The sequence below is a fragment of the Bradyrhizobium sp. LeoB3 genome (genome assembly GCF_055456055.1).
In genome coordinates this window covers 1-18,297 of record NZ_JBVBEF010000073.1, presented here as the reverse complement: position 1 = coordinate 18,297, position 18,297 = coordinate 1, and the positions used below count along the sequence as shown (strand labels likewise).

16 protein-coding genes are annotated in these 18,297 nt (G+C 64.4%); 10 read left to right on the top strand and 6 right to left on the bottom strand.

Translation table 11 applies throughout. The features are described from left to right. Positions 1-52 precede the first annotated feature (52 nt). On the top strand, positions 53-850 hold the full coding sequence (locus tag ACZXDY_RS32985; protein WP_464348398.1) for a hypothetical protein: 798 nt from the start codon (positions 53-55) through the stop codon (positions 848-850). 148 nt (positions 851-998) lie between these two features. Here the strand turns inward: ACZXDY_RS32985 and ACZXDY_RS32980 are convergent, their stop codons facing one another. Further along, a complete protein-coding gene (locus ACZXDY_RS32980; protein WP_464348397.1) occupies positions 999-3,374 on the bottom strand; it encodes a xanthine dehydrogenase family protein molybdopterin-binding subunit in 2,376 nt (791 codons plus the stop codon). 196 nt (positions 3,375-3,570) lie between these two features. Between ACZXDY_RS32980 and ACZXDY_RS32975 the strand changes: the two genes are divergently transcribed. Both ACZXDY_RS32975 and ACZXDY_RS32970 read left to right on the top strand, forming a co-directional pair. Beyond that, a complete protein-coding gene (locus ACZXDY_RS32975; protein WP_464348396.1) occupies positions 3,571-4,626 on the top strand; it encodes a Ppx/GppA phosphatase family protein in 1,056 nt (351 codons plus the stop codon). A gap of 17 nt (positions 4,627-4,643) precedes the next feature. Further along, on the top strand, positions 4,644-5,330 hold the full coding sequence (locus ACZXDY_RS32970) for an RlmE family RNA methyltransferase (RefSeq protein WP_464348395.1): 687 nt from the start codon (positions 4,644-4,646) through the stop codon (positions 5,328-5,330). A 118-nt stretch (positions 5,331-5,448) separates the two neighbouring features. Here the strand turns inward: ACZXDY_RS32970 and feoB are convergent, their stop codons facing one another. From feoB to ACZXDY_RS32955, 3 genes are all read right to left on the bottom strand, one after another. Beyond that, positions 5,449-7,320, bottom strand: coding sequence for a ferrous iron transporter B (gene feoB, locus ACZXDY_RS32965; RefSeq protein WP_464348394.1), 1,872 nt, complete (start codon positions 7,318-7,320; stop codon positions 5,449-5,451). A 19-nt stretch (positions 7,321-7,339) separates the two neighbouring features. Then, positions 7,340-7,615: a FeoA family protein gene (locus ACZXDY_RS32960; RefSeq protein WP_028164646.1), complete on the bottom strand. Its 276-nt coding sequence runs from the start codon at positions 7,613-7,615 to the stop codon at positions 7,340-7,342. Between the two features lie 94 nt (positions 7,616-7,709). Then, on the bottom strand, positions 7,710-9,185 hold the full coding sequence (locus ACZXDY_RS32955) for an MFS transporter (RefSeq protein WP_456641751.1): 1,476 nt from the start codon (positions 9,183-9,185) through the stop codon (positions 7,710-7,712). A gap of 345 nt (positions 9,186-9,530) precedes the next feature. Between ACZXDY_RS32955 and guaB the strand changes: the two genes are divergently transcribed. The 4 genes from guaB (at position 9,531) to ACZXDY_RS32935 (ending at position 13,192) form a co-directional block, all read left to right on the top strand. Beyond that, entirely contained in the window at positions 9,531-11,027 is a 1,497-nt protein-coding gene (gene guaB / locus ACZXDY_RS32950; protein ID WP_464348393.1) for an IMP dehydrogenase, read from the top strand. 114 nt (positions 11,028-11,141) lie between these two features. Continuing rightward, complete coding sequence (locus tag ACZXDY_RS32945) at positions 11,142-12,164, top strand: NADP-dependent oxidoreductase (RefSeq protein ID WP_464348392.1); 1,023 nt, start codon at positions 11,142-11,144, stop codon at positions 12,162-12,164. A 247-nt stretch (positions 12,165-12,411) separates the two neighbouring features. Next, complete coding sequence (locus tag ACZXDY_RS32940) at positions 12,412-12,672, top strand: hypothetical protein (protein ID WP_464348391.1); 261 nt, start codon at positions 12,412-12,414, stop codon at positions 12,670-12,672. Positions 12,673-12,877: 205 nt separating this feature from the next. Beyond that, on the top strand, positions 12,878-13,192 hold the full coding sequence (locus tag ACZXDY_RS32935; protein WP_464348390.1) for a hypothetical protein: 315 nt from the start codon (positions 12,878-12,880) through the stop codon (positions 13,190-13,192). Here ACZXDY_RS32935 and ACZXDY_RS32930 read toward each other — a convergent pair. Further along, complete coding sequence (locus ACZXDY_RS32930) at positions 13,152-13,991, bottom strand: metallophosphoesterase family protein (protein ID WP_464348389.1); 840 nt, start codon at positions 13,989-13,991, stop codon at positions 13,152-13,154. The two genes, ACZXDY_RS32935 and ACZXDY_RS32930, sit on opposite strands and share 41 nt — an antisense overlap. A 124-nt stretch (positions 13,992-14,115) precedes the next feature. On the opposite strand from ACZXDY_RS32930, the gene ACZXDY_RS32925 reads away from it, so the two are divergent. The 3 genes from ACZXDY_RS32925 to guaA all read left to right on the top strand — a co-directional run bounded on the left by ACZXDY_RS32925 (position 14,116) and on the right by guaA (position 17,557). Then, a complete protein-coding gene (locus ACZXDY_RS32925) occupies positions 14,116-14,499 on the top strand; it encodes an MAPEG family protein (protein WP_464348388.1) in 384 nt (127 codons plus the stop codon). Between the two features lie 9 nt (positions 14,500-14,508). Beyond that, positions 14,509-15,810: an RsmB/NOP family class I SAM-dependent RNA methyltransferase gene (locus ACZXDY_RS32920; RefSeq protein ID WP_464348387.1), complete on the top strand. Its 1,302-nt coding sequence runs from the start codon at positions 14,509-14,511 to the stop codon at positions 15,808-15,810. 148 nt (positions 15,811-15,958) lie between these two features. Continuing rightward, positions 15,959-17,557: a glutamine-hydrolyzing GMP synthase gene (guaA, locus tag ACZXDY_RS32915; protein ID WP_464348408.1), complete on the top strand. Its 1,599-nt coding sequence runs from the start codon at positions 15,959-15,961 to the stop codon at positions 17,555-17,557. A 523-nt stretch (positions 17,558-18,080) separates the two neighbouring features. Here the strand turns inward: guaA and ACZXDY_RS32910 are convergent. Beyond that, positions 18,081-18,297, bottom strand: a 217-nt coding sequence (locus ACZXDY_RS32910; protein WP_464348386.1) for a hypothetical protein, incomplete at its 5' end; no start/stop codon positions are given.

The window sequence follows — 18,297 nt, the reverse complement described above, 5'->3', positions numbered from 1 at the left end:
ACGGTTGATGGCGTACGATCTTGTCAGAAAATAACCGAAATGAGGGAACCCCATGAGCAATCCGGAAACCTACCGCGTCTCGGCCTATAACACCTCGAAGGAGTCCGAGAACAAGATCCATGACGACACGGTGGCGCGGCGGTACGGCTTCTCGGGCGGGCTGGTCCCCGGCGTCGACGTCATGGCCTATATGATGCATCTACCGGTTGCGACATGGGGCCGCGATTTCCTCGGGCGCGGCTTGATCGACGCGCGTTTCCTCAAGCCGGTCTATGACGGCGAGCAGGCCGAGGTGAGGGGCGAGGCGCGCGATGGCGCGCTGTCGATCGAGGTGTTCAGCCGCGGAGAGCTTTGCGCCACCGGCAGCGCGTCGTTGCCGGCTGCGGCGCCCGCTGTTTCGATCAAGGATTACATCGAGGTCGCCGCAGTCGCCGAGCGCAAGCCGGTGAATGCCTCATCCTACGAAGTCGGCAAATGGCTCGGCACCCGGCCGTACACCTGGGCGGGTGACGCTGCGGCGGGATATCTCGCCGATATCAGGGAAACCCACACGATCTACACGCACGAAAAGCTTGGCCATCCCGGCATGCTGCAGAAGGTGATGAACAAGCTCCTGGTTGACAACGCCATCCTCGGCCCCTGGATTCACGTCGGCGGCCGGATGCAGCTCCTCTCGGCCGCGAAGACCGGCGATGAGCTGACGGCCCGCGCGAAGGTAACTGCGAACTATGACAAGAAGGGCCACCGCTTCGTCGAGCTCGACGCGATCGTGGTCGCCAACGGCACCACGCCGCTGGCGCATTGCTGGCACATCGCGATATCTCAACCACGAGAGCAGGCCGCGGCGTGATTCGACGCGTCATTGCCGGGCTTGACCCGGCAATCCATCACGCTTGAAAGACTCTTCTCTGGAGATGGATGCGCGGGTCAAGCCCGCGCATGACGAGTGTTGGTGGTTGTAGGCTTCTGCCGCCATTGCCACCTGCTCCACTGAAGCGTCAGGCCGCCTGCGCCTTCTTCGCATCCTCGATCGCGCGCCACACTTTTTCCGGCGTCAGCGGCATGTTGATGTGCTTGATGCCGTGCTCCGACAGCGCATCCACCACCGCATTCACCACCGTGGCAAGGCTGCCCGCGCAGCCGGCCTCGCCGCAGCCTTTGGTGCCGAGCGGATTGCTCTTCGCCGGCGAGGGATGATCGCCGACCGCCATGGGCGGAATGTCCTCGGCGCGCGGCAGCGCGTAGTCCATGAACGAGCCGGTGATCGGCTGGCCGGAGGCGTCGTAATTGACCTCTTCCATCAGCGCCTGGCCGATGCCTTGCGCGACGCCGCCGTGCAACTGGCCCGCGACGATCATCGGATTGACGATGGTGCCGAAGTCGTTGACGCCGGTGTAGCGCACGATCCTGATCACGCCGGTGTCCGGGTCGATCTCGACCTCCGCGACGTGGCAGCCGTTGGGGAAGGTGGACGGCGTCTCCTTGGTGGCGTGGTCGACGTCGAGCGTATCAGGCCCGCCCTCGGCAATCTGGCCCTCACGCATCCGCTGGGCGAGCTCCATGATGCCGATCGAGCGGTCGGTGCCGGCGATAGTGAAGCGGCCGCCGGCAAATTCAATGTCGGCTTCGGATGCTTCCATCAGATGTCCGGCGGCTTTCTTGCCTTTCTCGATGACGAGCGCGGAGGCTTCGACGATGGCCTGTCCGGTCGCGGTGATCGAGCGCGAGCCGCCGGTGCCGTTGCCGAACCGCACCAGATCGCTGTCGCCTTGCTCAAGCTTGATCTTATCGAAGGGAACACCGAGCTGGTCGGACAGCACCTGCGCGAATGGCGTGGCATGGCCCTGGCCGTAATCGAGCGTGCCGGTGGTGAGCGTCACCGATCCATCCGGATCGAAGGTGATCTTGCCGAGCTCGCCGCTCGGCGGCGCGGTGACCTCAAGGTAGGAGCCGACCGCGATGCCCCGCAATTTGCCATTCTTCTTGCTCTCCCGCTTGCGCTTACCGAAATTCTCGTAGTCCGAAATCTCCAGCGCCTTCTCGAACACGCCCTGGAAATCGCCGCTGTCATAGGTGACGCCTGATGCGGCCGGGAAGGGCAGTTGTGAAGGCTTGATGAAATTGCGCTTCCGCAAGGTCAGCCGGTTGATGCCCATCTCGTCGGCGGCCTTATCGATCAGCCGCTCCATGTAGTAATTGGCCTCGGGCCGGCCGGCGCCGCGATAGGCGCCCATCAGCGTGGTGTTGGTCAAGACCGTCTTGATGTCGACGCCGAGCAGCGGCGTGCGGTAGACGCTGGCCAGATTCTTGCCGGTGTTGAGCGACAGCGGCCCGGGCGCGACGCCGGTGATGTAGGCGCCGAGATTGCCGTAGCCAGAAAGCCGCACTGCCAGGAACTTGCCGTCGGCATCGAGCGCCAGCTCGGCATGGATGAGCTGGGCGCGGCCCTGGCTGTCCGAGAGGAAGCTGGTCGAGCGCTCGTCGGTCCATTTCACGGGACGTCCGAGCTCCTTCGCCGCATGCGCGATGCAGGCATACTCGGGATAGCTGAGATTCTTCATGCCGAAGGAGCCGCCGACATTGGCGGTGAGGATCCGCACCTTCTCCGGCGGCACGTTGAGGATTTTTGCCAGCGTCGTCTTGTTGCCGGAAACGCCCTGGGTCGGTACCTGCAGCGTATAGCGCTCGGTTGTCTTGTCGTAGACCGCGAGCGCCACGCGCGGTTCCATCGAGACCACGGCGACGCGGGTGTTGACGATGTCGAGCTTGGTCACATGCGCGGCGCTGGCGAAGGCGGCATTGATCTTGTCGGTGTCGCCATAGTGGTAGTCGAGCGCGACATTGTTCGGGATGTGGTCGTAGAGCTGCGGCGCGCCGGGCTGGGCGGCCTCGGCGGCATCGGTCACCGCCGGCACCGATTCGATGTCGACCTCGACGGCTTCGGCCGCATCGCGCGCCTGCGCGGCCGTTTCAGCCACCACGAAGGCGACGGGATCGCCGACGAAGCGGACCTTGTCGGTCGGCAGCGGCAGGCGGTTGGTCTGCAGCAGCGGCGAGCCATCCCGGCTCTTCAGCGGCATGCCGCAGGTGAACGGGTTGTAATTGGCGGCCGCGAGGTCGGCCCCGGTCCACACCCCGAGCACCCCCGGCATTGCCCTGGCGGCGGCGGTGTCGATCCCCTTGATGACGCCGTGGGCGTGGGAGGAGCGCACCATCCAGCAATAGGCTTGGCCGGGCAGGGAGAAATCGTCGGTGTATTTGCCGTTGCCGCGCACCAGCGTGTCGTCCTCCTTGCGGCGGACCGGTTGCCCGACACCGTATTTTTGCAGTGCGATAGCGTTTTCGAGGGCCGCGGAAGATGTGTGATCTTGCATGGTAAATAACCTGAAATGCCGCGATTTGGAGCAATTTCGCGGTGTTTCGACCAGATAACGTAGGGTGAGTTCAGCGACAACGCCCGATTAGGCATGTCGCGTGTGATGATTTGTTGCGTAGGCCTTTGGCGCTGCTAAAGTTTCCGTGAACGGAAATTCTTCGGCGGGCGCCTGCGCCGGCGGAAAGACAGTGTTGATGAAGGATGATACGCGGCCTTGCGTCGGCCTTTCGGCCCGCGAGAGCCCGCCAGGGTTGGCTACGGCGGCCGTCGAAAGCGGCGTCTACGCCGCGCTTGACCTTGGCACCAACAATTGCAGGCTCCTGATCGCTTGTCCCACCGGGGACGGGTTCCGCGTGGTCGACTCTTTTTCCCGCATCATCCGGCTCGGCGAGGGCATTTCGGCGACCGGTTCCATCAGCGACGCCGCAATCGAGCGCGCGATCGCCGCGCTCTCGATCTGCAGCGACAAGATCCGCTACCGAAAGGCGAGGCGCCTGCGGCTGATCGCGACCGAGGCTTGCCGTGCCGCCGCCAATGCCGACAGTTTCCGCGCGCGTGTCGCGGCCGAGACCGGCATCAAGCTCGAGGTGATCGACCGCGAGACCGAGGCGACGCTGGCCGTGATCGGCTGTTCGCCGCTGCTCGACCGAAGAGGCCGCGGCGCGATCCTGTTCGACATCGGTGGCGGCTCCACCGAACTGGTGCGGATCGAACGCGATCCAGCAAGGCCCGATGCTGCGCCCTGGATCAAGGCCTGGATGTCGATCCCGTTTGGCGTGGTCAGCCTTGCCGAGCAATTCGGCGGCCGTGATGTCACAAAACAGTTATATGCGCGGATGGTCGCCGAGGTCGCGCAATATGTCGCCCCGTTCGCGACCGAGCACGGCTCCGATTTGCGCGACATGCATCTGCTGGGCACGTCGGGCACGGTGACGACCCTTGCCGGCGTATTCCTCAATCTGCCGCGCTACGATCGCCGACGCATCGATGGCATCTGGATGAGCGACGCCGACGTGACCGCGACGATTCAAAATCTGCTTGGCATGAGCTATGAGGAGCGCATCAATAATAGCTGCATCAGCATCGAGCGCGCCGACCTCGTGCTGGCGGGCTGCGCGATCCTCGATGCCGTCAGGAACGCATTCCCGCTGCCGCGGCTGCGCGTTGCCGACCGCGGCCTGCGCGAGGGCATGCTGGTCGAGATGATGCGCGAGGACGGCGCGCTGAAGTCGTGCCTGCACGTGCCGTAGCGGGATCGGGATAGGTTATGGCGAAAGATTCGACCGGCCGGCTGCACGTCACCGTGAAGAGCGGCGGCAAGCGGAAATTGTCCTCAAAACTCTGGCTGGAGCGCCAGCTCAACGATCCCTATGTCGCGAAAGCCAAGGCGCAGGGCTACCGTTCGCGCGCGGCCTTCAAGCTGACCGAGATCGACGACAAATATCGCCTGCTCAAGCCGGGCATGACTGTCGTCGACCTCGGCGCTGCGCCCGGCGGCTGGAGCCAGGTCGCGGCCAAGCGCGTCGGCTCGGCCGATGGCAAGGGCAAGGTGATCGCAATCGACCTCCTGGAAATGGGAGAGATTCCCGGCGTCACCTTCGCGCAGCTCGATTTCCTCGACAACGACGCGCCGGAGAAGCTGATCGCGATGATGGGCGGCCGCGCCGACATCGTGATGTCCGACATGGCCGCCAACACCACCGGTCACCGCAAGACCGACCAGCTCCGCATCGTCGGCCTGGTCGAGACCGCCGCAGCCTTTGCCTGCGACGTGCTCAGCCCCGGCGGCGCGTTCCTCGCAAAGGTGTTTCAGAGCGGCGCCGATGCCGAACTGCTCGCGCAGTTGAAGCGCGATTTCTCGACCATCCGCCACGTGAAGCCCGCCGCCAGCCGGCAGGATTCCTCGGAGCGTTACGTGCTGGCGACGGGATTTCGTGGCGGAGTAAAGGGATAGGTGGTCTCGCGCGTCATGGTCGGGCATATCCCGGCCATCCACGCTCTTTTCTTCGTATCGACACGAAGTACGTGGATGCCCGGGACAAGCCCGGGCATGACGGCGGTGAGACCGTCAACTACCCGGCACCCAACGCGACCGCGATGTTGTACGTCGCAAGGCTCGCCAGATACGCCAGCGCCAGCATGTAGAAGAACGTCACTGCCATCCATCGCCAGCCGCCGGTCTCGCGGCGGATCACCGCGAGCGTCGAGGCGCATTGGGGGGCGAAGATGTACCAGACCAGCAGCGACAAAGCGGTGGCGAGGCTCCATTTGGTGGCGAGCACATGGCCGATCTGGTCGGCGGCTTCCTTGCCGCCTTCGATGGCGTAGACGGTGCCAAGCGCTGCCACCGCGACCTCGCGGGCGGCCATGCCGGGGATCAGCGCCACCGCGATCTGCCAGTTGAATCCGAGCGGCGCCAGCAGTGGCTCAATCGCCTTGCCGATGATCGCGGCGAGGCTGTAGTTGATGGCGGGTCCCTCGGCGCCGGCCGGCGCGGTCGGGAACGAGGCCAGGAACCAGATCAGCACCATCATCGAGAAGATCGTTGTGCCGGCCCGCTGCAGGAACATCTTCGCCCGCGTGTAGACGCCGATGGCGATGCTCTTCAGCCGCGGTAGTTTGTAGTCGGGCAATTCGAGCATGAAGGGCGCAGGGGCGTAATCTCGCAGCATGAAGAATTTGACCAGGAACGAGACGCCGAGCGCGCTGGTGATTCCAGCCGCATAGAGGCCGAACAGGACGAGGCCGCGCAGGTTGAACCAGCCCCAGACATCGCGGTCCGGAATGAACGCAGAGATGATCAGCGTGTACACGGGAATGCGTGCCGAGCAGGTCATCAATGGCGCGATCAGGATGGTGGTCAGGCGGTCGCGCCGGTTGTCAATCACGCGCGTCGCCATGATGCCGGGGATCGCGCAGGCAAAGCTCGAGAGCAGCGGAATGAAGGCGCGGCCGTGCAGGCCGGCGCCGCCCATGATGCGGTCCATCAGGAACGCCGCGCGGGCCATGTAGCCGAAATCTTCCAGCAGCAGGATGAACAGGAAGATGATGATGATCTGCGGCAGGAACACGATGACGCTGCCGACGCCGGAAATGACGCCGTTCTGAAGGAAGCTCTGCAGCAGCCCTTCCGGCAGCGTGTCATGCACGAACTGGCCGAGCGCGTCGAAGGCCGAGGATAACAGCTCCATCAGCGGCTGTGCCCACGCGAACACCGCCTGGAACATCAGGAACAGGATCAGCGCGAGGATGAAAAGTCCCGCCACCGGATGCAGCACCACCGCGTCGATCCGGGCGGTCCAGGTGTCGGGCTTGGCTGGTAGCGTGACGGCGGAGTTGATGATGCGGTCGGCCTCGCGCTGGGTGGCGCGCAACTGGGAGGCGGTGAGCGGCTGCCATCGATTCGGCCCGGCGGGTGTCTGCTCCTGCGCCGCGATCTCGTCGGTTCGACGCAACAGTTCCGCGATCCCGCCCTTGCGAACCGCGATCGAGGTCACGACGGGCACGCCGAGCGCCTCGGACAACTTAGGCACATCCACGCTCACACCGCGGCGGGCCGCAATGTCGAACATGTTGAGCACCAGCATCATCGGCCGGCCGGTGTTCTTCAGCTCCAGCAGCAGGCGGATCGTCAGCCGCAAATTGGTCGCGTCCGCGACACAGAGGATGAGGTCGGGGACGGCCTCGCCAGGGGTGCGGCCCAGCACCATGTCGCGGGTGATTTCCTCATCCGGGCTGCGCCCGCGCAGCGAATAGGTGCCGGGCAGGTCCACCAGCGAAACCTGCCGTCCGGCGGGGGTGACGAAAAAACCTTCCTTGCGCTCGACGGTCACGCCCGGATAGTTCGCGACCTTCTGGCGGCTGCCGGTCAGCGCATTGAAAAGAGAGGTCTTGCCGCTGTTGGGCGTGCCAACCAGCGCGAGATGCAGGAGTGGGGCTTCCATCGCGTTTCCGCTCGCTCCATCAGGCGACGATGATCGCCATGGCCTCGCGCCGACGGAGGGCGATCGTGACGTTTTCGACCCTGACCGCGATCGGGTCGCGTCCAACGATTCCCTCGTGCAGCACCTCGACCCGGGCGCCCTCGACGAATCCGAGCTCGATCAACCGGCTCTCAAGCTCGTGGCCGGCGAGCGCGGAAGCCGCGTCAGCTACGGCCAGACGCTGGATCACGCCCGAATATCCCCGCTTGGCCAAACCCAAGGGCTGAGATGTTCGGATATCGGTTTGTTCGCTCATCGCACGTGTTTTCCAGTCGGGCGCAAAAGGGTCAAGCGCTGCGATCAACACGAAGCTGGGATTTAGAACGATTACAAGCTGTAGGAACCGGCGACTATCCCAATCGCTGATCCCGCGCGTCCTGCGTGCCTTCGGTTGCGGCCTTCACGGCGGCGGTGGCCGCGCCCTTGCGGCTGGAGATCTCGACCGCCTTGCGGCCCGAGATCTCGTGGCCGGCATCGTCTGGCATCTGCCAGAAGAACCAGGCTGACGCCGCGGAGATGACCGCGACAACCAGGAAAGCCGGTGCGAACATGGTCGCGTTCAAGTCGCTCGCGCCATCCAGCCACATCGTCGTCTCGACGGAGAACGCGCCGACCGCGACGCCAGCGGAGATCGCGAGTTGCTGGTTGACGCTGACCAGCGTGGTCGCCCGGCTCATCTGCGCCGGCTCGACCTCGGCATAGGCGACCGTGTTGATGGCGGTGAACTGCAGCGAGCGGAAGAAGCCGCCGACCACCAGGATGATCATGATCAGGAGCAGCGGGGTCGCCGCCGTGAACAGCGCGCAGGCGGCAAGGAAGAGCGAACTTATTACCGCATTGACCGTCATCAGGTTGCGGAAGCCGAAGCTGCGGATGATGCGTGCGGCAAGCGTCTTCATGCCCATGGCGCCGACGGCGGACGCGAAGGTGACGAGGCCCGACTGGAATGGCGACAGCCCGAAGCCGACCTGCATCAGCAAAGGCAGCAGGAACGGCAGGGCGCCGACGCCGAGGCGGAACATGAAGCCGCCGATGATGCTGGCGCGCAGTGTCGACAGGTTCAGCAGCGAGAAATCCAGCACGGGCGATCCGGTCCGTCGCGCGTGGATAACGTAAAGCGTCATCGAGATCGAACCGACCGCGATCAGCGAGGCGACGACCGTCCATGGCAAAAGGTTGAGGCCGGCGACCGAAAGCCCGAAGGCGATGCCGGCAAGGCCGATGCCGGCGAGCACGAGGCCATAGAGATCGAACGGCTCCGGATTCTCGCTCTTGATCGGATCGATGTATTTCAGCGCCATGAAGATGCCGAGGAAGCCGATCGGAATGTTGATCAGGAAGATCCAGTGCCAGGAGAAATAGGTGGTGATGAAGCCGCCGAGCGGTGGCCCGATCACGGGACCGATCAATGCCGGCACCGTCACCCACGCCATGGCGTTGACCAGCGCGCTCTTGTCGACCGAGCGCAATAGCACCAGCCGCCCGACCGGCGTCATCATCGCCCCGCCGAGGCCCTGCAGGATGCGCGCGAACACGAAATCGGTGACCGAGGACGATAGCGCGCAGCCGATCGATCCCAGCATGAACACGCCGACCGCTCCTGCAAAAACCATCCGCGCGCCGAACCGGTCGGCGGTCCACCCGCTCGCTGGAATGAAGACCGCAAGCGAGAGCAGATAGGAGGTGATCGCGAGCTTCAGCGTCAGCGGACTGGTGCCGATATCGGCCGCAATCGCCGGCAGTGACGTCGCGATGACCGTCGAATCCATGTTTTCCATGAATAGGGCCGTGGCGACGATCAGCGGGATCAGGCGTTGCTTGTCCATGGAGCCGGAGGCTTGAGAAGCGGGCGGGCGCGGAGGGGCTGTATCACCCCGCTACCGCACTGGCTATTGCGGAACCCGCATGACCACCTAGATCGTATGCGACGCTCGATTTTGCGTTTCCCGACCCGATTCCGCGCCGTAAGGGCGCGATGTCAGATTGGGACAGCCGCTGAAAAAGCCTGTGCATGGCTGGCAAACACTTTGATTCGTCATGTCGCCATGCTATCGACCAGCGTCAACCCCACCGATGGGCTCCGATTCGACGGCGATGCAGCAGGCAGCGCCGGGAGGCGGCGCTCATCCTTTTACGTTATCGCGGCGGATCGCCGCCGAAAGGAGTTGGCAATGGCGACGGTACAGGCATCCCCCGCGATCCGCGAGGCCTTCACGTTTGACGACGTGCTGCTGAAGCCCGGCCTATCGGACGTGCTTCCCTCCGAAGTCGACATCCGCTCCTACGTCACCCGCGCGATTCCGCTCAACATCCCCATCATCGCCTCCGCGATGGACACCGTCACGGAGGCGCGCATGGCGATCGCGATGGCGCAGTCCGGCGGCATCGGCGTGATCCACCGCAATTTCGATCCCGAGGGCCAGGCCGCGCAGGTGCGGCAGGTGAAGAAGTTCGAATCCGGCATGGTGGTCAACCCGCTGACCATCGGCCCCGACGCGACGCTCGCGGATGCGCTGACGCTGATGAAGGACCACGGCATCTCAGGCATTCCAGTAGTCACCGGCGCGGCCGAGAATGTCCCGGGCAAGCTGGTCGGCATTCTCACCAACCGCGACGTGCGCTTTGCGACCGATCCCAGGCAGAAGGTCTCGGAGCTGATGACGCGCGAAAACCTCGTGACCGTGCGCGAGGGCGTCAGCCAGGACGAAGCCAAGCGGATGCTGCACAAGCATCGCATCGAGAAGCTCTTGGTCGTCGACGATCAATATCGCTGCGTCGGCCTGATCACCGTGAAGGACATCGAAAAGGCGGTCGCGCATCCGCTGGCCGCAAAGGACGCACAGGGCCGCCTGCGCGTTGCCGCGGCGACCACGGTCGGCGAGGGCGGTTTCGAGCGCACCGAGCGCCTGATCGACGCCGGCGTCGATCTCATTGTCGTCGACACCGCGCACGGCCATTCGTCACGCGTGCTGGATGCCGTCAACCGCATCAAGCGGCTCTCCAACGCGGTGCAGGTGATCGCCGGCAATATCGCGACCAAAGACGGCGCGCAGGCGCTGATCGATGCCGGCGCTGACTCGATCAAGGTTGGCATCGGCCCGGGCTCGATCTGCACCACCCGCATCGTCGCCGGCGTCGGCGTGCCGCAGCTCACCGCGATCATGGATGCGGTCGAAGCGGCGAAGAAGGCCAATGTGCCTGTCATCGCCGACGGCGGCATCAAATATTCCGGCGATCTCGCCAAGGCGCTTGCCGCCGGCGCCGATATCGCGATGGTCGGCTCGCTGCTGGCCGGCACTGACGAGACTCCAGGCGAAGTCTTCCTGTGGCAGGGCCGCTCCTACAAGGCCTATCGCGGCATGGGTTCGGTCGGCGCGATGGCGCGCGGCTCGGCCGACCGCTACTTCCAGCAGGACATCAAGGATACGCTCAAGCTCGTGCCTGAAGGCATCGAAGGGCAGGTGCCCTACAAGGGCCCGGTCGCCAATGTGATGCACCAGCTCGCGGGCGGCCTGCGCGCCGCGATGGGCTATGTCGGCGCGAAGAACATCGCCGAATTCCACGAAAAGGCGGAGTTCGTCCGGATCACTGGCGCGGGACTTCGCGAGAGCCACGTCCACGACGTCACCATCACCCGCGAATCCCCGAACTATCCGGGCGGGGCGTAAGTCCTCTCGTCTTGTCATTCCGGGGCGGTCCGCCGGACCGAACCCGGAATCTCGCTTCCGATTGATTGGCTGCTTCGCTACGGTGACGCAAACAACGCAATCGGAGGAAACACCATGTCCCAGGGTCAGCGCATCGTTCTCGCCTCGCGTCCCGTTGGCGAGCCCAAACCATCCGACTTCCGCCTTGAGGAATATGCCGTGCCGGAGCCGGGCGCGGGCCAGGTCCTGCTCCGCACGATCTGGCTGTCGCTCGATCCCTATATGCGCGGGCGCATGAGCGATGGCCCGTCCTATGCGCAGCCGGTGCCGGTCGGCGGCGTGATGGAAGCCGGCACCGTGAGCGAGGTGGTCGCGTCCAACAATCCAGCCTTTGCCAAGGGCGACATCGTGCTGTCGCGCGCCGGCTGGCAGACGCATGCGCTCTCCGATGGCAAGGGCCTGTCCAAGATCGATCCGAAGCTTGCGCCGATCTCGACAGCGGTCGGCGTGCTCGGCATGCCCGGGATGACCGCGTACACGGGTCTGCTCGACATCGGCAAGCCGCAACCCGGCGAGACCGTGGTCGTGGCTGCAGCATCCGGCGCGGTCGGTTCGGCGGTGGGCCAGATCGCAAGGATCAAGGGCGCCCGCGCGATCGGCATCGCTGGCGGCAAGGACAAATGCGACTTCGTGAAGAACGAGCTCGGCTTCGACGATTGCCTCGACCATCGCGATCCCGACCTCGCTGCCAAGTTGAAGGAAGCCTGCCCGAAGGGCATCGACGTCTATTTCGAGAATGTCGGCGGCGCCGTATTCGACGCGGTGTTCCCGCTGCTCAACCCGTTCGCACGCGTGCCGGTCTGCGGCCTGATCGCGCACTACAACGATACCGAAAGCAAGCCGCCGAAATGGGCGGGTGCGATGATGCGCGCGATCCTGACCAAGCGCCTGACGTTCCGCGGTTTCATCGTCAGCGATTTCGCCGCGCGTCAGGGCGATTTCCTGCGCGATATGTCGGGGTGGGTGCGCGAGGGCAAGGTCAAGTACAAGGAGTTCGTCACCGAGGGTCTCGAGAGCGCACCCGAGGCGTTCATGGGCCTCTTGAGGGGCGCCAATTTCGGCAAGCAGCTCGTGCGCGTCGGGCCGGACAAGGCGTGAGCCATCACAGCTCAGCGAGCCCTGCGATCCATGGGTCGCAGTCCACCGACCTCGCGCATCGGTGAATGGAAATCAGGAACGCACTGCTGCTTGCGGCTGTTGGTGGCCGAGCATGATCCGAAAAAAGCCGGGAACATCCGCTCGCGATGACGCGAAGCGTTCCCGCGCGGGGATCATGCGCAACCAGCAAGCCAAGATGCCGGGAAGCCGAACACCATAGGTTCCTCGCATCGGAATGGAGCAGCTAATGAGAAGACTGGCAGTCCTATCAGCAGCACTGATTGCGACGGCGACGTTGGCAAACCCCGTGGCCGCCCGCGAGCGCTACGTGCAGCGACCCGCCGTGATGGATCCCGACCTGGCCGCCCCGGCCGCCCCGTATTACCGTAGCGGGCCGGCCTACTATCCGGGGCCGCGCGTCGGTGCATTCGCCACCGCACCCTGGGATAATTCCCCGCCGCCGGCGTACTACGGCTCGCCTTACGCGGCGCCGGGTTACGGCTACTGACCTCTGAGAAATCTGGAAGCAACTCCAGTCCGCCGCGCCAACGCGGCGGACTTTTTCATGCCGGCGCAGAAGTGTCGCAAGCCTCGGCAGGGGGCCCGGCGTACCCCAAAGGTCACAGCGTTAACCAAATGATTCTGGCGAGCGGTACCTTTGCTTGACTGTGCATGCAACACATTGAATCATCACATTATTTTCAGGTGTAGTCATGTTTGAAATCGGCATTTTCTGTGTCATTTTGCTGGCGGCCGGCTATGCGATGGCCATGTGGGTCATCGGCTGCCGCGCTGATGTTTTGCACGGCAAATTCGTCGAGGCTGAGCCCGAGTCCGAACCGTTCGGAATAGGTCCGCTGCTGCCGCCGCCCGCGCCGCGCTCCAGCGCGGACTCGCTGCAGGCCCTGCTGACAGTGATCCAGCAGGATCTGAACGACAGTCATCCAGCAGGATCAGAAGGATACGGCGCAGACTTAACGCGTCGGCCTAATCCGCCGCCATCTCTGCAAGCAGCGCGTCGAGGCTGATATCGACCTGGCCTTTCGCCCTGATGTGGCGAACCTCGAAACTGCCCGGCCGGAAGCGGTATTCGACAATCCCGGTTTCCTTGATCCCGATCACATCCTGCATGTGGTCGGGAATCATGAAGCCGACCGACGGCGCCCAGATGTGGCGGACACGTCCAAAGGTGAAATCGCGCCGCTGATGCACATGGCCGCTGCCGACCAGGCGCCAGTCGACCGCACTGAGCATCTCGATCAGGCGGGCGCGTGCCGGCTGCGGGATGTAGCGGATCGCGGTTTCCGCCAGCTCGGCGTCATCAGGCAGATTCAGGAACAGCGGCTTGTGCAGGAACAGCGCCACCGGCTTGCCGTTCACGTTGCCAAGCTGTGAAGCGAGCCAGTCGAATTGCTCGGCTTCGCTATCGAGCCCCGTATTCATGATCAGCGAATTCAGCCCGATGAAGCGCCAGCCTGCGGCCTCGAAGCACCAGCGATCTTCGCCGACGGTGGCGCGGAACGCATCGCAATTCTCCTCCGTCGCCGGCTCTGTCGGCGGCGTGCCGACCGCGGTTGGGTTGTCGCCGATGTCGTGATTGCCGGGCAGATAGCGGCAATCGACCGGCAGCGCCGCATGCAGTGACTTCGCGAATTCGAGATCGCTGCGGCTGTTCGGCCCATCGAAGGCGACATCGCCGCTGTTGAGCACGAGGTCTGGCCGCGTCGCGTCGATATGCTCGGCGACCGCCTCGAAGTTGGCGATCAGCGTCGGCCGGCTGCGGGCGAGGTGGGTGTCGGAAATCTGGGTCAGGCGGAATTCGGACATGCAACCTTCCTTTTGCAACGATGTTAGGTCGGGCCGAAGTCGGAATGATGACGGTGTCACGTTGTCAGTAGCGCAAGCGTTCGCCATCAGCTATCGCTTGCGTTTTAAACGGGGTATGAATCCCATGTCGGTTCAAATGGTTCTGCTGCCGGTCTTCGTGCTGGTCGGCCTTACCTTCGCGCTTCTGTTCGGCATGATGCGAACGCGGCGCGGCGCGCCGGCCAGTGGCGAGCCGAACCGGGCAAAGCAGCTTGCCGATTGCTACCGCGACCAGTTCGAATTGCCGGTCCTGTTCTATCTCCTGATCGCACTTGCGCTGCCGCTGCGCCGTGCCGATCTTGTCATCGTGCTGCTGGCCTGGGTGTTCGTGGTGACGCGCTTTGCCCATGCCGGCATCTTCGTCGCCTCCAGCGACTCCGCACCGCGCTCCACGGCCTGGCTCGCAAGCGCGCTGGTGCTGTTTGCGATGTGGCTCTATTTCGCCTTGAAACTCCTGCTCCTGATCTGAAAGTTCTTGATGACCCCCGCCGCGCGTCTGTCCGCCGCCATTGAATTGATCGACACCATCGACGCCGAGCGCGTGCCGGCGGCGAAAGCCTTGAAGGAGTGGGGCACCGCGCACCGCTACGCCGGCTCCGGCGACCGCGCCGCGATAAGCGGCCTGATCTGGGACGTGCTGCGTCGGCAGTCCTCCAGCGCTTACCTGATGGATGACGACAGCGCCCGCGCCCGCGTGCTCGGCATGCTCCATCTCGAGCGCGGCATGGATGTCGATGCCATCGCCGCACTCTGCGACGGCGGCCGCTTCGCGCCGTCGCCGCTCACCGATAGCGAGCGCAGCGCGCTCGCCTCGCGTTCGCTTGCCGGCGCGCCGGCGCACATCGCCGGCGATTATCCGGAATGGCTCGATCCATACCTGGCAAAAGTGTTCGGCGATGACCGCGTGGCGGAAGCCACCGCGATGGCGAGCCGCGCCCCGCTTGATCTGCGCGTCAACACGCTGAAGACGAGCCGCGACAAGATGCTGCCGCGGCTGAAGCATCTCGGCGCCAAGGCAACGCCGTGGTCGCCGCTTGGCCTGCGCATCGAGCTCGGCGCCGATGCCCGCAATGTCGGCATCCATGCCGAGGAGGATTTCGTCAAGGGCGGCATCGAGGTGCAGGACGAAGGCTCGCAGTTAGCGGCGCTGTTCTCTGCAGCAAAGCCCGGCGAGCAGGTGATCGATCTCTGCGCCGGCGCCGGCGGCAAGACCTTGGCGCTGGCGGCGATGATGCAGGGCAAGGGCCGGCTGATCGCGACCGACCGCGACAAGCGCCAGCTCGCGCCGATCCACGAGCGCCTGTCGCGCGCCGGCGTCCACAATTGCGAGGTCCGCACGCCCCGCGGCGACAGCGATCCGCTGTCAGACATCAAGGCCTCCGCCGATCTCGTCGTGATTGATGCGCCCTGCACCGGCACCGGCACCTGGCGGCGCAATCCGGATGCCAAATGGCGGATGCGCCCCGGCGCGCTGGAGGTGCGGCTCAAGGACCAGGCCGAGGTGCTCGCGCGCGCGGCGCCACTGGTGAAGGCGGGCGGGCGGATCGCCTACATCACCTGCTCGGTGCTGCCGGCCGAGAACGGCGAGCAGGTCGCAGCCTTCCTCGCCAGCCATCCGGATTTCTCGATCATCCCGCCCGAGCAGGCCGCCAGCGTCCTCTGGGACAAGGCCGAAGCCTTCGCCGCCGCGGCCCTGCCGTCGCCCGAGGGCTGGCTGATGACCCCCCGCCGCACCGGAACCGACGGCTTCTTCGTCTCGGTTTTGGTCCGGAAGGGCTGACCGCGGACGCTCGTCATGCCCGGGCTTGTCCCGGGCATCCACGTCTTCCCGTCCACGCCTGCAAAAGGGCGTGGATGGCCGGGACGAGCCCGGGCCTGACGGCATGCGAAGGGTTGCGGCGCCGCCCCCCGTCGCGTATCTGCTGTCCATGACAGCCGCCAAGCCCGACCGCCCGCCGTCGACGCCATCAGTGGCCTCGGCGCATGACAAGATTCTGATTGTCGATTTCGGCAGTCAGGTGACGCAATTGATCGCCCGCCGCGTCCGCGAGGAGGGCGTCTATTCCGAGATCGTGCCGTTCCAGAAGGCCGAGTCCGCCTTCAACGAGATGAAGCCCAAGGCGGTGATCCTCTCCGGCGGCCCGGAATCGGTGCATGAGGAAGGCTCGCCGCGCGCGCCGCAGGCGATCTTCGACTCCGGCGTCCCCGTGCTCGGCATCTGCTACGGCCAGATGACCATGGCCGCCCAACTCGGCGGCGAGGTCGAGGGCGGCCACCACCGCGAGTTCGGCCGCGCCGATCTCGAAGTGAAGACCGCGAGCAAATTGTTCGACGACACCTGGTCGATGGGCGAGCGCCACCAGGTCTGGATGAGCCACGGCGATCGCATCACCAAAATGCCGCCGGGCTTCACCGTCGCCGGCATCTCGGCCAACGCGCCGTTCGCGGTGATCCAGGACGAGAAGCGGAAGTACTACGGCCTGATGTTCCACCCCGAGGTGGTGCACACGCCCGACGGCGCAAGGCTCCTGCGCAATTTCGTCCGCAAGGTCGCAGGTCTCACCGGCGACTGGACCATGCGCGCCTTCCGCGACGAGGCGATCGAGAAGATCCGCGCCCAGGTCGGCAAGGGCAGGGTGATCTGCGGCCTCTCCGGCGGCGTCGATTCCGCGGTCGCGGCTGTGTTGATCCATGAAGCGATCGGCGACCAGCTCACCTGCGTCTTCGTCGACCATGGCTTGCTCCGGCTGAACGAGGCCGAGACCGTCGTCGACTTGTTCCGCCATCACTACAACATCCCGCTGGTTCACGTTGATGCGTCAAAGCAATTCCTTGGCGAGCTCCAAGGGGTCACCGACCCCGAACAGAAGCGCAAGACCATCGGCCGCCTCTTCATCGACGTGTTCGAGGCGGAGGCGAAGAAGATCGGCGGCGCCGAATTCCTCGCGCAGGGCACGCTCTATCCTGATGTGATCGAAAGCGTCTCCTTCACCGGCGGCCCCTCGGTGACGATCAAGTCGCACCACAATGTCGGCGGCCTGCCCGAACGCATGAACATGAAGCTGGTCGAGCCGCTGCGCGAACTGTTCAAGGACGAAGTCCGCGTGCTCGGCCGCGAGCTTGGCCTGCCCGAAGCCTTCGTCGGCCGCCACCCATTCCCGGGCCCCGGCCTCGCCATCCGCTGCCCCGGCGACATCACACGCGAAAAGCTCGACATCCTCCGCCAGGCGGATGCCGTCTACATCGACCAGATCCGCAAAGCCGGCCTCTACGATGCGATCTGGCAGGCCTTCGCGGTGCTGCTGCCGGTGAAGACGGTCGGCGTGATGGGCGACGGGCGCACCTACGAATACGTCGTGGGCCTGCGCGCGGTGACGTCGACCGACGGCATGACGGCGGACTTCTACCAGTTCGACATGAGCTTCCTCGGGGCGACGGCGACGCGCATCATCAACGAGGTGAAGGGCGTCAACCGCGTGGTGTACGACGTGACCAGCAAGCCCCCGGGAACGATTGAGTGGGAGTAGTGCTGCCGGCGGCTATCCCCGTGGTTTAGCGCACACGATAGTGCTGTTCTCGCTTCCTCTTGCTCGCTGGGGCTGACCAAAGTCGTGAGCTTGGCTTATCCCGATCGAGGTCGGGATTCCACGTGTTTTCGCTAGTGGAGTATTGCGCGTACTAAATCGTACAGAAGGGCGGGAGTCCAAAACCTCAACTTGGAGCGCGGCAGCCATTGGCACGAAGCGGTCGTTTTGGTCGGACCCCACCTCTCCGGAAGTGCTGAACGGAAATCGCGATCTTCGCTCATCGACGCAGTCTGCTGCCGGCCTTTTCTGAGTGAATTCGCCTCGGCTCTCTTTGCTGCAAGGTCATCGACCTTCTGGAGCGAGAATGACGTGGGAGAAGCAGAGATGAGGCTTGCTGTTCTGGTACGCGGACAGAGAAGATTAGCGAGGTGAAAACTTTATTTTCTGCTTGAAGTCAGGTGAGTGAGCGTCTATGGGTTCTTGAGCGTTGCCCGTTTGTCGGGCGCTCTCTTTGGCCTTGATGTCAAGGGAAGCATGGACGCTCTTGATGCTCCTCACCTTGTTGAGTGACACGACAGCCGACACCAGTCGGTTGGAGTTCATCCATCGTCGGTAAGGGTGTCGGAACCCTTCCTCTCAGGAAGGTTGGGACCTCTCCGGTCCCGGGCTGTTTGACAAGTAAAGATGAAGAAAGAGAAACGTGGACGGCGGAGTCCTTGCGGGTCTCGATTTTGAAAACC